The following is a 13545-nucleotide window of genomic DNA, read 5'->3' as shown; positions in this document are numbered from 1 at the left end:
GCTTTGCGGGTGGTCGCTACGTGCGACTTTACGTGAGCGCGAGCTAGAGCACCGAGGCCCCGGCGTGGCTGAGGCGATCGAGTAACTCGTCGTCCTCCGCCTTGCGCTTGCGCGGAAGCGTCAGGGCGAGCGAAACCGACACGGCCGCCACGACGAAGACGAGCAGCACCCAGATGACGCCGCGGTCATAGGAAAGCCACGAGAACGCGGGTACCTTCAGCAGCCACGTCGCGATCGCCCAGAATGCGAGGCCGCTGGCGGTTCCGATCGCGGGGATGAACGCCGGGCCGACCATCTCGCGAGGCTTCGCGAGGGCCGAGGCAGCGAGCGCGATCGCGAGGCTGTACAGCCCGACGAAAAGCAACTCCATCGCTACGCGACGAACCCGATGCGGCGCTGCGACTCTTCGCCGATCTCGACGAAGGTGATCTTGGCGGAGTTTACGAGAATGACGCGCTCCCGGTCATCGACGAAGCGGGCGACACCGGACTCGAGCGAGTCGGTCACGATCTTCTCAACTTCAGCGGCAGACTGGTTGGACTCAAAGCTGATCTCGCGGGGCGAGTTTTCAACGCCAATACGAATTTCCACAGGCGCACCTTTCACTAGGTCTTGGGCGGTAGAGCACCAGCCTACCGACCGCGATTCGAGAATCATGTCGGAGGCTGCCGATAGATTTGGGCCATGAGCGAACAGAGTAGGACCGGCCGCGATTTTGACCTTGATGAGAGCCAACAGGGAATCGTCGAGGCGGCCCCCGGAAAGTCTCTGGCGGTCATCGGTGCCCCAGGGTCTGGGCGAACTTCGACGCTGATCGAACTCGTGGCGCAGCGAATCGCCGACGGCTACCGGCCCGAACAGATCCTCGCGATCGCGGCGAATCGTAAGCTCGCCGCCGACTTACGCGACCGGCTCGAAAAACGCGTCCGGGTTGCGGCCTCGGGCGGCACGCTCGGCCGCACCGCAGCATCGATCGCAATTGAGATCATCGCGGCCGAGCACGCGCGGCTCGGGCAGCCAGCGCCCAAACTACTCACGGGCTCGCAGCAGGACGACATCCTGGCCGATCTCATTGCCGGCCTGCTCGACCCGGAAGCCCCGGGCGCGGCGTTCCGGGCACAGTCACAGTGGCCGGACTGGTTCAGGCCCGAGACGCTCGAGCTGCGCGGTTTCCGGGACGAGATGCGGGCACTGCTCACCGGCATGGTCGAGGATGGTATCTCGCCGGTTGAGCTCGCCGCCCTTGCGCTGTCACCCGAGAGCGAGCCGGCGGCCGGCACCCGGCACCGCATGCTGTGGGGCGGCGCGGCACAGCTGGCGCAACAGTATTTCGATGTCCTCGATCAGGCCTACGAGGGAGCCTTTGACTCGGCGCAGGCACTGAGCGAGGCAGCGCAGATTCTGCTGGAGCGTGATGCTGCAGGCTTGGAACGACGCGTCTTCGATGAAGTCCGGCTCGTCGTCGTCGATGACTCGCAGGAGCTTACCGAGCCGGCCGCCCGGCTGATTCGCGCGTTCGAGCGTCAGGGGGCGCAAATCGTCACCTTCGGCGAGCCCGACATCGCCACGGGTGCCTTCCACGGCGGCCGCGCGAATCTTGCGGTGAATTGGCGCGGTGAGGGTGAGGCAGCGCCGGAGCGAGTCGTGCTCGAGGCGGTGCACCGCCACGGCCCGACCCTCCGCGGCGTCGTACAGCGCGCGAGCGCCGGCCTCGGCAGCGCGCTCGCGGGAACCCAGCGTCAGTCGCCCTCTGCGGCGACCGACGCCTCCGAGAGTGCCACCGACGACACGCCGATCGCGGCGCAGGCGATTACGCCGAGCGAGGTTGAGGAACTCGCGGTCTTGACCGGCTACCTGCGCCGGCTGCATCTGCTCGAGGGCGTCGCCTGGGACGACATGGCCGTCATCACCCGCAGCGGCGCGCGGCTGCCGAGCCTCGCGCGGGCATTTGACCGGGCACGGATTCCAACCTCGACGTCGACGCCGCTGCCGGCAGCTGAGGACGCGACCGTCCGCGCGATCATCGCGCTCGGCGAGGCGGCGGTCGCAGGCTCGATCACCCCCGAAGTGCTGCAGTCCGTGCTTCGCTCGCCGCTGTTCGGGCTGGACCCGCTCGAGCTTCGGCGGATGCGCCGGGCCCACTACCTCGCCGATCTCGAGGGGGAGGGGCGCTCGGGGGCGCAGGTGATGACGGACACGGTCAACGCACGCCTCCGGGGTGAAGCGGATGTGATCGGCGAGGCGACGCTGACGCAGCTCGCCGAGTCCCACGGCTGGCTCGGGGCCCGCGCGATCCGCGGCGTGGCGGAAGTCCTCACCCGCATGATGGGGCGACTACGCGACGGCGATCCGATCGACACCGCTCTCTACGAGGCGTGGCGCGATGATGCCCGGGCCAAGAAGTGGCAGGAAATCGCGCTCGGGAACGACTCCGGGGCTGTCGCGATGAACCGGCGACTCGACGCCCTCACCGTGCTGTTCGACCGCGCCAAGCGCTTCGTCGAGCGCGAGCCCCACGCATCCCTCGCCGCGTTCCTCGCCGAGTGGCAGCGCGACTCCGTGGTGGATGACTCACTCGCCGGTCCCTCCGGGCGCCGCGCGGTTGCGCTCACGACGCCCGCCGGCGCCGTGGGGAGGCAGTGGCGGGTCGTCGTGGTCGCAGGCGTCAACGAGGGCGTCTGGCCGAACCTCAAGGTGCGCGACTCGCTCCTCGGCGCCGGCCGGCTCGACGAGGCCCGCGGCGAGGCGCCGCTGAGCATCATCGACCGTCGTGCGGAGGTACTGAACGATGAGACACGGATGCTCACGGCGTCGCTGTCGAAGGCGAGTGAGCGCATCCTCGTGACCGCGACCTCGGGAGAGGACACGCAGCCCTCGCGATACCTGCACACGCTCAGGCTTGAGGATCTCCCGAGCCAGTTCGCCCTTGGAGGCACCGAGCAGTTCGGGTACGCGCAGCTCACCCTCGAGGGGCTCGTCGCGGTTTTGCGGCGGGACATCGCGGTGGACTCCGCGTCCCACGAGGCGAGCGAACACGCCCTCGCTCGGCTCTCTGAAGCCGGGGTGACGGGCGCGCACCCCGACTCCTGGTTCGGGGTGCGAGGCCGATCGACCGTTGCACCGCTGGAGCAGAGCGAGGACGGCGTGCTTCGACTGCAGCTCTATCCCTCGGGCATCGACAGCTTCTTCGAATGCGGGGTGAACTGGTTCCTCGATCAATACTCGGGCAGCGCCCCGAGCGACGCGATGACGATTGGAAACATCCTGCACCTCGCGGCAGAACGCGAGGCCGCGTTCGCGGACCGCGTCGAGATGATGGATTTTGCGGAGGCGAAGCTGCGCGAAATGAACTTCGACGCAGATTGGGTCGAGGAAATCCAAGCCAAGACGGTGCGCGACGCCGCCGAGTCGCTCTGGACATATCTGCGGCGTGACGGCTCCGAGGTGATCGCGAACGAGTACGCCTTCCGATTTCTGCTCGAGCGCGAACTGGATTCCGGTGTGCGCGCCGAGGTCACGGTGTCCGGGCGAATCGACCGGATGGAAGCGACGGAGGCCGGCCTGCGGATCATCGACATCAAGACGGGCGCCACGAAGCCCTCGAAGGAAAAGCTCTTTGAGAACCGTCAGTTGCGCGCCTATCAGCTCGCACATCGAGAGGGCGTCCTCCCCGAGGAAGCCGGGGCAATCAAGGTGGAAACCGCCGCGTTGCTCTTCCCGCGCATTCCGGCGAAGAAGGAGCTCTGGTCGCTCGCCGAGCAGAATGCGTTCGATGCGGACGAGCTTGACCTCGTCGAGGACAACTTCCTCGACGCCGCACTCGGCGAGGCAGGTTTCCCGATGGCGGGCCTTGACCCCGACCTCGACGCCCCGCCGACCTACCTTTCCGATCACGACAAGCACTGCCTGTCGAACAACCGAAACTGCCACATCCACGCGATTGCCGAGGTGACCGAATGAGCCGCGTAACCCACGAAGACATCGCCCGTGCCCTGTCGACGGACGGAAAGTTCTACCTGCCCACGCAGGAGCAGCAGGCCATCATCGAGGCGCCGCTCGATCCGGCGCTCGTCGTCGCGGGTGCCGGAAGCGGCAAGACCCAGACGATGATGCTCCGCATCCTGTGGCTCATCGCGAACGAGCAGATCGCGCCGCAGCAGATCCTTGGCCTCACCTTTACCCGAAAGGCCGCCGGCGAGTTGCAAGAACGCATCGAAACGGGTCTCGACGGCCTGCGGTCGGCGAAGCTCATCACCATCGACGAGTTCGACATGCCGCAGGTGTCGACGTATAACTCCTACGCGAATGCCATCTACTCGCAGTACGCGCTGCTCGTCGGCCGCGACCCGGATGCCGTCCTGCTCGACGAGCCCGGAGCGTTCTCGCTGATGCGCCAGACGCTGCTCGAGCACGACGACGCGGCGTTACGTTCATTCGACAAGCCGTCGGTCGGCCACATGGCCGGGGTCGCACTCAGCATCGCTCGCGGGATGCGCGAGATGCGGCTCGACGCGGCTGAGGTCCGGATTCGCGTTGATCCCGTTCTCGAGCGGCTCCCGACGCTGCCCGGCCGCACGACGAAAGCGACAGACGAGATCTTGGAGCGTCTCGAGCGACTGAAGCTCTACGCCGGTATTGCGGACAGGTACGAGGCGCGGAAGCGAGACGCTGGTGTCGTGGAGTTCAGCGATCAGGTGGCGACCGCCGCAGAGATTCTCGAGCTCGATCCATCGATTGCGGGGGAGCTACGCGAACAGGCCGAAGTGGTCATCCTCGACGAGTACCAGGACACCTCGGTGGGGCAGATCCGACTCCTCTCGAACCTGTTCAAAGGCCACAACGTTATGGCGGTCGGGGACCCGAAGCAGTCGATTTACGGGTGGCGGGGCGCGAGTGCCGCCAATATGAAGCGGTTCGGTGACGACTTCTACGGCACGCGCCGCGGGCAGCGGTTCGAACTGTCGGTGTCATGGCGCAATGACGAGCGCATCCTCGAGGCTGCCAACCGGGTCGCGGCGCCTCTGCCCGAGGCGATCGGCGCGAAGGAACTTGGTCCGCGGCCGGGCGCCGGACAAGGCACCGTGGAACACGAGTATCTGCTGACGGATGGAGACGAGGCGGCGCACATCGCGGGATGGTTCAGGGGGCTGCTCGTCGAGGACGAGGCTGGCAAAGACCGCACGGCCGCGGTGCTCGTCCGCGCGAGGTCCCACATGGCCATCATCGCGAAGGCGCTGGGTGACGCGGATGTGCCGTTCCAGGTGCTCGGGCTCGGGGGACTGTTTAGCACGCCCGAGATCGTCGACCTCAACTCGATCCTCCGAGCCGCCGCCGACGAGCAGGCAGGGAACGAGCTGATTCGATTGCTCGTGGGCGCGCAATTCGAGGTGGGCCTCGCGGACATCGTGGCGCTGAATTCGATCGCGCGGCGAGAAGCGAAGCGCGACGCTGATGGCAGACCCCTTTCCAAGGAGCGCATTGCCGTGGAACGGAGCGACGCCAAGACGGAGGACCGCGGCGAAAGCCTGGTCGACGCCCTGGACGTGGTGCGCAGCTCGAAGCCGGGTGCCTTCCGTGAGTGGGGCCTCAGCGAGCTGGGCGAGGCGCGGATGCGGGAAGCGGCCGAGCTCCTCCACGAGGTGCGCATCCGGCTCACGCTGCCGCTCACCGACCTGGTCGACTTCACGATTCGCCGGGCGCGGCTCGATATTGAGACAGTCGCGAACCCGAGCCGAGCCGTCGGCCGCGCGAATCTCGAGGCGTATGTCGACGCGGTGGCGGGCTACACGGCGGCGAACCCGAGCGCTGACATCCACGAGTTCCTGGACTGGGTTGATCTCGCCGAGCGCGACGACAAGCACGCCGAGGTCACGGAGGTCGCCGAAAAGAAGGGTGTCGTACAGCTCACGACGATGCACTCGGCGAAGGGGCTCGAGTGGGACTACGTCTCGATCCCGCAGCTGAACGATAAGGTCTTGCCAGGCTCATCAGGAAGCTCGACATGGATTCCCTCGGATGCACTGCCCTACGAGCTCCGCGACGACCACCGCGACCTCCCGCAGTTCGACTGGGAGCACGCCGAAACCCTGGACGAGATCAAGCACGAGCTGAACGAGAACAAGACCCGCGTGCTGCCACCCCCGGTAGGCGAGCGGCCGTCATTCGCGACGCAGAAGCGCATTCACTCGTTGAACGAGGACCGCCGGCTCGCCTATGTGGCCGTCACGCGTGCCCGTTCGCGGCTGATGCTGACCGGTGCACGCTGGCGCGGTCGCAACTCCCGACCGTTTTTCCCCTCGCCTTTCTTCCACGAAATAGTTGGCGACGTGACCCTCGCGTGCCCGCCCGGCAGCGAGCCATACGCGCTCATCGACGACGAACGAGTCGTGTTTACCGCGGCTCAGACGGCAGACGAGCGTGCGGAAATCAACGACACCCTCGCGGTCAATCCCAACGAGGGCGGCAAGTATCAGGTCTGGCCGCGGCCGCCGATGGCCGCGCCGCGACTCGCGCGGCTCCGTGCCGCGGGCGAACGCGTCGTGGAACTCGCGGCTCAAGGGCAGGCGGCAGAACCCTCGGGAAGCCACGCCTTTGACCCGCTCATCGACCTGTTGCTCGCCGAGCGCGACGCGGGTGACGACGAGGCCGAGCTGCGGCTGCCCGAGCGATTCGGCGCATCCCTGCTGCACGACCTCCTCGACGACCCGGTCGCGATCGCGCGCCAGCGGCGTCGCCCGATGCCGCAGGAACCGTTCCGCGCGACGCTCATCGGCAACCTGTTCCACAGCTGGGTCGAGTCGCTCTATACGGACGTCGGTGGTGGCGGCGCCACCCTCGAGGGTGCTGATCTCGACGACGAAGACCGGGCGGATGCGGGACTCACGACCGCGGGCGAGGCCGACCGGGAGCGCCTCGAGCAGTTCAAGGCGACGTTCCTACGCAGCCGGTTCGCGGCGGACGGTAAGCGGCCGAGCGCGGTCGAGCTGGCGATCAACAGCCCGCTCGGCGCCCACACGATCATCGGCAAGCTCGACGCCGTGTACGTCGACGAAGCAACTGGGGAGGTCGAGATCGTCGACTGGAAGACCGGTCGTGCGCCCCGCTCCGCCGACGAGCGCGAAGGCCGCGAGCTGCAGCTTATGTGTTACGCGCACGCCTACTCGGCGGGCTTTGACGTGCCGCTCGAGCGCATCCGCGCAACGCTCTACTACGTCTCGAGCGACGAGGAGATCACGGTCGAGGACATGCTCAGCCGCGAGGCGCTCATCCAGAAGCTCGAGGATGCGCAGCGAAAGGTTTCGCGGAGCTAGGCGCGCGGCGGGCGGAGGGCCGGGTCGATGCCGAGATCGTGGTCGGAACGGCTCCCGGCCTCCTGCTCGGCGTTGACCTCGGCGTGCAGCTCGTCGTCGGATTCGAAGGTCGATTCCTCGTCGAGCTCCTCGGCCTCGTAGCCGTCGGCGCCCTCGAAGTCCTCGCCCGGCTGCAGTTCGCCCGAAGGATGCTCGGCGTCCTCGGGCCGAAGAAGCCGCTGCTCGGGGTGGCGATTCTTCGAGCCGGCGTCCGCGAGCAGCTCTTGTACCTCGACGAGATCGAGCACAGGCAGCGTCTCGTGGCGCAGCTCCGTCTGCTCGAGCGCGCGCACGCGGTTGACGAGGCTGTCGAGCAGCTGCTCGGCGTCGGCAATGATCGCGTCGTTCCCGGTCTCGACGCCGTGCACGAGCCAGCGTGCGAGCTCGAGCTCGGCGTAGAGCGTCGAACGCTGCCGCAACTGCCGGTCGACCGTGGCACCACGTGACTCGACGTATTCGTCGAACACCGCGCGGGTGACGGCGCCGTCGAGGGCGTGCAGCCAAGACATGTCGCGCGCGGGATCCCCGATGCGCAAGTCGCCCCACCCGAGCACGCCTACGACGCCCGCACCGTTGGTGAGGAACGAGCCGCGCTCGAGCGAGCCGTGAATTACGCTCGGGACGAAGCTCCACAGGCTGACGTCATCAACCGCGCCACCCCAGCGGTCATCGAGCGCGGCGGGTAGCCGACCCGTGTCGCGAGCCTTAGCCATCAGCTGCTCGACCGCATCCCGCGAATCGTTCGCGCTCTGCACCGGCAACCCGGCCGACTCGACGTACTGCCTCGGCAGCGAGTGAATCGCGGCGACGGCGCGACCGATGTCGGCGACGAGCATAGAGTCGTGCTCAAGCCGCACGCGGTCACACGTTGTGCCCGGGATGAACTCGTACACCGCGAGCTGACCGTCGGCGCCGTCGAGCCGACCGAGTTCGGTTGGGATGGTGAACGGGAGTCGGCTGCGAAGGCCCGGCGTGAGGCTCGCGAGGGATCGCGAAATCGCGGCCTGTTCGCCGGCGGCCGCGGCGGAGTTGGGGCATCGGGCGATGAGCATCCGGTCATCCGCCGTGCGCAGGATGGCCGAGTCGTAGTCGCCATTGGCGCCGAAGGTCCACTCGTTCGCGCCCACCACGGCAAGGTCGTCAATCGCCGCGGTCGCGTAGCCGGCCAACTCCAAATAGTGCGCACCCATAGGCGCCAGACTACGAGGCCGACAGAGAATCGAGGAACTGCCACACCGCGCAGGCGAGCGAACCTATGATGGCTTGAATATGAATGACTTCGTGCAGCGCTTGCCCTTCGCCCTCAGCGGCATCGACCGTGATGACCTCGGCCGCAAGTCGGCGGATGGCCTCCTCGAGAACCCGGGGACGCGCATCCTCGTGCAGCGGCGCGACACCGCGCTCGTCGCTCCGCGAGGCGGGGGACTCGCGCTCGACCTGCGCGAGAACAAGAACCTGCCGTCGTATCGCGACCCGATCTACCTCGGCAAGCTCGTCGAGCCCCGCGAGAACCCGGACGGTCGCGTTGACGAAACGGGTACGCCGATCGTCGCCGTCGCCATCGAGGATTTCGAGGCGAGCCAGCTCGAGCCCGAGGCGGACCGCTGGCCGATGCTCAACGAGAGCGGCCTGCAGCTCGACCGCACTGACGCGAGTCTGTATGCGGAGGCGCTCGCCATCCGTAATTTTCATCGCAACCACCAGCACTCCCCGCTGACGGGCGAGCGGCTCGCGATGGAGCACGGCGGCTGGGTCGTGCGGCCCGAGGACGGCGGGCAGCCGGTGTTTCCGCGCGTGGATCCCGCGATCATCATCGGCGTGGTCGACAAGGACGACCGCATCCTGCTCGGCGCGAACGTGAACTGGAAACCGAAGCGGTACTCGACCTTCGCCGGCTTCGTCGAGCCGGGCGAATCCTTCGAACAGGCCGCGACCCGCGAGGTCATGGAAGAGGCCGGCGCGCGAATCGTGAACCACCGGTACCTCGGCTCGCAGCCGTGGCCGTTCCCGGCGAGCGTCATGATCGGCTTCCTCGGCGAGCTCGACCCCGAGCAGGACCCGGCAACCGTTCGGCCCGATAACGAGGAGATCGCCGAGGTGCGCTGGTTCACCCGCGAGGAAATCCGCGAGAACATCGACCTGCTGCCCCCTCGAATCTCGATTTCTCGAGCCATCATCGAGGAGTGGTATGGCGGCCCCCTCGACTAGCGAGAGCGACCTCCCCGGCGATTCAACCGAGCCCAGCCCGCGAAGCGCAGGCGCGAGTCTGCTCGCGGACCTCAACCCGCAGCAACGCGAGGCCGCGCTGTCGGTCGTGGGCCCGGTGTGCATCCTCGCCGGGCCCGGAACGGGCAAGACCCACACGATTACCCGCCGCATCGCCTACGGCGTACAGGCCGGGGTGTACACGCCGGAGCGCGTGCTCGCGCTGACCTTCACGAACCGCGCTGCGGGGGAGTTGCGCGGCCGGCTCGCGCGGCTCGGCGCACACGCGGTGCAGGCGCGCACCTTCCACTCCGCCGCGCTGCGGCAACTCGGCTATTTTTGGCCGCACGCCATCGGCGGCGAGATGCCGCAGATCTCCGCATCCAAGTCGCGCGTGGTGGCCGAGGCGGCCGAGCGAGTGAAGCTGCGGGTCAATCCGACCGACGTGCGGGACATCGCGGAGGACGTCGAATGGCGCAAAGTCTCCGAACTCACGTATGAGCAGTACGCCGCGGCGCTCGAGTCAGGGGCGCGCACTCCTCCGGCACGCCTGAAGCCGGAGCAGGCGGTCGAGGTGATCCGCGCCTACGAGCAGGTGAAGGATGATCGCCACGTCATCGATTTCGAGGACATCCTGCTCGCGACCGCGGGGATGCTCGAATCGGAACCCTGGATCACCCAGCAGGTGCGCGAGCAGTATCGCTTCTTCGTGGTCGACGAGTACCAAGACATCTCGCCACTGCAGCACAAGCTGCTGACGCTGTGGCTCGGGCAACGCCGCGACCTGTGCGTCGTGGGCGATCCGGCCCAGACGATCTACTCGTTCACGGGCGCGACTAACCGCTACTTGATCGACTTCGGGCACGAGTTTCCGGATGCGCGCACCGTCAAGATCGAGGGCTCCTACCGCTCCACGATGCCGATCATCGCGGTCGCGAACTCGCTCGCGAAGCACATCCCGCATGCCCTGCAGCTCGAGCGCGCGGTCGAGACCGAGACGAGTTCGCCGCTCCCCGAGCTCTTCGAGTACCCGGACGAGTTCTCGGAGGCGCGCGGCATCGCGCAGCGCGTTGCCGACGCGATCGCGGCCGGGGAGCAGCCCGCACAGGTCGCGGTCTTGGTGCGCACGAACGCCCAGTCTGCACCACTCGAGCAGGCCTTTCAGAACGTCGGGGTGCCCTATCGCGTCGCCGGCGGGCAGCCGTTCTTCAAGCGACCCGAGGTTCGCGCGGCGGTGGCGGGCCTGCGCGCCGCGGTGGTGGCAAGCCAGGATGCGGGACCGCTCTTCAAATCCGTGAGTGACGTCCTGCGTGGTCGCGGTTGGACGGTCGAGCCGCCACGCGAGGCGGGCCCGGCCCGCGAGGCGTGGGGTGCGCTCGACGCCATCATGCGCCTCGCCGACGGCGCCGCGCCGGGCACCACCCTCGAGCAGTTCACGAACGACCTCATGAGCCGGGCCAAGCATCAGCACGAACCCGAGGTGGCGGCGGTCACGATCTCGACGATGCACGGCGCCAAGGGCCTCGAGTGGGATCGGGTGTTCGTGACGGGGCTTGCGGAGGGCAGGATGCCGATCGCGCAGGCGGTCACGGCCGAGAATATCCACGAGGAACGGCGACTCTTCTACGTCGCGCTCACGCGAGCACGGAAATACCTGTACCTTTCGTATCCGCAGTCGGTGGGGCCACAGTCTCGGTACTTGGCGGAACTTGGCAACCGCATCCAGCGTGGAAACTTCGCGGGAGCACGCTGACCTCGCCGGTCTTTGGGTGGATGAGCGTTCGGCGCGTGCCGAGGGGTGGGGCATCCTCGCCCGGTCCGAGGTAGGCACCGCCGATGAGTCCCGCATGCAAGGCGCCGAGCCAGTCGATCTCGGCGGGCAACGTGACCGGTGGGGAGTCAACGAGTTGCGTCGCGACGGCTGGCCACTCGGGATGCTCGGCTAAGCGACACAGGTCATCGCAGCGCAGGCACGGCGTCTGGCCGGGCACGACGAGCGGCCCAACCTGCAGGCCATCGATATCCCGGATCAGCGCGAGGTGGGGCACATCCGCGGCGAGCAGCGGCAGATAGCGGCGGGTTGGAATAACGAATTCGGCGACCTCGACGACGAGGTCTGCGGCATCGAGGCCATCGCGAGAATCGGCTCCGACGAGCGCTGTGCCGTGGTGGCGGCGAGCAAACTCGCGCACCACAATGCGCGCGAACGACTCCGCGGAAGGTGGCGTTCGTACGATGACGCGTCGCGAACCGGTCGTGGGCACGGTCACCGGAACCGAGATAGCGATGAGCCCCTCGACGACCGCATCGACGCGCTCGCGTCCTAGCCCGTGGGACTTCGCCAGGATGCGGAGGAATTTCTCGTCGGTGCCGAGCTTGAGCGCATCGAGCATCGCGTGCACCGCCGGGTGGTCGGGGAAGACGCGACCGAGGTGGCTGCCGCCAACGCGGACTTCGGCCGAACTCGACCAGGTGACGGGGACCCCGACGGGCAGTTGATAGCGCACGCCTCCATCATGAAATAACTCCGGTACTCGGTACCGGAGTTATCCACAATCCGCGCGCTAGCCGCGTGGTTTCTCGTGGCCGGAACCCGCGTCGCCCTGATCCTCGCCACCCTGCGGCGCCTCACCGAAGGAGTCTGGATCGCCGAGGAGGCGCGCGAGCTCGTCATCGAGTTCGTCCGTGATGACGTTTTCACTCGAGCCGCTGAGCCGCTCGACGAGGGCGAACGGGTCGCTGATGTCCTGGCCGGTCGGCAGGGCGTCGCGGTGGTCCCACAGCGCATCGCGAGCATCCGCGCCGAGCTTCTCGGTGACCAGCCGCCACATGCTCGTCGCCTCGCGCAGTCGGCGTGGGCGCAACTCGAGGCCTACGAGGGATCCGAATGCCTTCTCGGCGGGGTTCCCGGTCGCGCGCCGACGACGCACCATCTCGGCGATCGCATCCGCGTTTGGCAGGCGGGAGGTCGCATCCTGCGTCACGACGTCGACCCAGCCGTCGATGAGCGCGAGCATCGTCTCGAGGCGTTCGAGCGCGATTTCCTGCTCGGGGGTGCGCGGCGGGATGAGCTGCCCAGACTGGAGGACCTTCTTCAGCTCCTCCGGGTTCGAGACATCCATACCGCGCACGGTGTCCTCGATCTGCTCGGTGTCGATGCGGATTCCCCGGGCGAACTCCGTCACGGCATTGACGAGATGAAGGCGCAGCCAGCGGGCGTGCATGTAGAGGTGGGCGTGCGCGAGCTCGCGCACCGCGAAGTACAGCAGGATCTCGGAGGGCTTGATCTCGAGGCCTTCGGACCACGACGAGAGGTTTTGGGGGAGAAGCGCCGCCTTGCCGTGCTCGAGGACGGGCATACCGATGTCGCCGCCGGAGAGGACTTCCTTGGCGAGCTGGCCGAGGACCTGCCCGAGCTGCATCCCGAACATCGCCTGGCCGATGGAGCGCACCATCGGCAGCGACTGATTGATCATGGACTTGTATTCCTCGGGCGCCTGCTCGTTGATCATGTCGACGAGGGCGCGCGAGATGCTCTCCGCCACCGGACCGCTGATCTCGGCCCACGTGTCGTGGCTGAGGTTCAGCCATTCGTAGCGCGTGATCGCGCGCGGCTGCTCGGGGAGGACCGTTGAGCCCACGGTCGTGACTTCGGTTAGCCAAAGCTGGGCGAGCCCAAATGCCTGCTCGTATTCCTTTTCTTCCTCGGCCGATACCTCGCGGTTTTCGGCCGCAGTCTGGCGCGCTGCGTCGCGCACGACCTGCCAGTTGATGCCCTCGGTGGGGTTGCGCATGGCCTGCTGCAGCTGCATCAGCATCTGAGAGAGTGCCTGGGGGTCGGCGGGCAGCCCCGCGACGCCAGCGAGCTGGTCGGGGTTGATCATTCCGCCGCCGAGCAGCTGCTCAAGCATGCGACGAAGTTCGTCGTCAGGTTGGTTGCCCTCATTGTTACGGGGCGTATCCTGGTCGCTCATTAGCGCCACTCCTCTCA

Annotated in this window: 9 protein-coding genes; 4 read left to right on the top strand and 5 right to left on the bottom strand. The window is 67.3% G+C overall.

The features are described from left to right. Positions 1 to 43: 43 nt before the first annotated feature. Together GMOLON4_RS06430 and GMOLON4_RS06425 are read right to left on the bottom strand one after the other, a co-directional pair. A complete protein-coding gene (locus GMOLON4_RS06430; RefSeq protein WP_026936146.1) occupies positions 44 to 370 on the bottom strand; it encodes a hypothetical protein in 327 nt (108 codons plus the stop codon). A gap of 2 nt (positions 371 to 372) precedes the next feature. Then, positions 373 to 591 (bottom strand): DUF3107 domain-containing protein, encoded by a 219-nt coding sequence (locus GMOLON4_RS06425; RefSeq protein ID WP_026936145.1) that lies wholly within the window; start codon positions 589 to 591, stop codon positions 373 to 375. 93 nt (positions 592 to 684) lie between these two features. On the opposite strand from GMOLON4_RS06425, the gene GMOLON4_RS06420 reads away from it, so the two are divergent. Beyond that, entirely contained in the window at positions 685 to 3960 is a 3276-nt protein-coding gene (locus GMOLON4_RS06420; RefSeq protein WP_026936144.1) for a PD-(D/E)XK nuclease family protein, read from the top strand. Next, a complete protein-coding gene (locus tag GMOLON4_RS06415; RefSeq protein ID WP_051266322.1) occupies positions 3957 to 7310 on the top strand; it encodes an ATP-dependent helicase in 3354 nt (1117 codons plus the stop codon). Before GMOLON4_RS06420 ends, GMOLON4_RS06415 begins: the two co-directional genes overlap by 4 nt. Here GMOLON4_RS06415 and GMOLON4_RS06410 read toward each other — a convergent pair. Further along, the gene (locus GMOLON4_RS06410) at positions 7307 to 8539 is read right to left on the bottom strand and encodes a phosphotransferase (RefSeq protein WP_051266320.1); all 1233 of its coding nucleotides are present in this window, start codon (positions 8537 to 8539) and stop codon (positions 7307 to 7309) included. The genes GMOLON4_RS06415 and GMOLON4_RS06410 overlap by 4 nt on opposite strands. A gap of 79 nt (positions 8540 to 8618) precedes the next feature. On the opposite strand from GMOLON4_RS06410, the gene nudC reads away from it, so the two are divergent. Then, a complete protein-coding gene (gene nudC, locus GMOLON4_RS06405; RefSeq protein ID WP_035732000.1) occupies positions 8619 to 9557 on the top strand; it encodes an NAD(+) diphosphatase in 939 nt (312 codons plus the stop codon). Further along, positions 9538 to 11307: an ATP-dependent helicase gene (locus tag GMOLON4_RS06400; RefSeq protein ID WP_084147344.1), complete on the top strand. Its 1770-nt coding sequence runs from the start codon at positions 9538 to 9540 to the stop codon at positions 11305 to 11307. Before nudC ends, GMOLON4_RS06400 begins: the two co-directional genes overlap by 20 nt. Here GMOLON4_RS06400 and GMOLON4_RS06395 read toward each other — a convergent pair. Then, positions 11189 to 12061, bottom strand: coding sequence for a hypothetical protein (locus GMOLON4_RS06395; protein ID WP_026936142.1), 873 nt, complete (start codon positions 12059 to 12061; stop codon positions 11189 to 11191). The two genes, GMOLON4_RS06400 and GMOLON4_RS06395, sit on opposite strands and share 119 nt — an antisense overlap. Positions 12062 to 12118: 57 nt before the next feature. Continuing rightward, positions 12119 to 13528, bottom strand: a complete 1410-nt coding sequence (locus GMOLON4_RS06390) for a zinc-dependent metalloprotease (protein ID WP_026936141.1) — start codon at positions 13526 to 13528, stop codon at positions 12119 to 12121. Positions 13529 to 13545 lie beyond the last annotated feature (17 nt).

The organism is Gulosibacter molinativorax (genome assembly GCF_003010915.2).
Lineage (GTDB): Bacteria > Actinomycetota > Actinomycetes > Actinomycetales > Microbacteriaceae > Gulosibacter > Gulosibacter molinativorax.
Note: the sequence above shows the minus strand (reverse complement) of the source record. Positions and strands in the feature narration are given on the sequence as shown.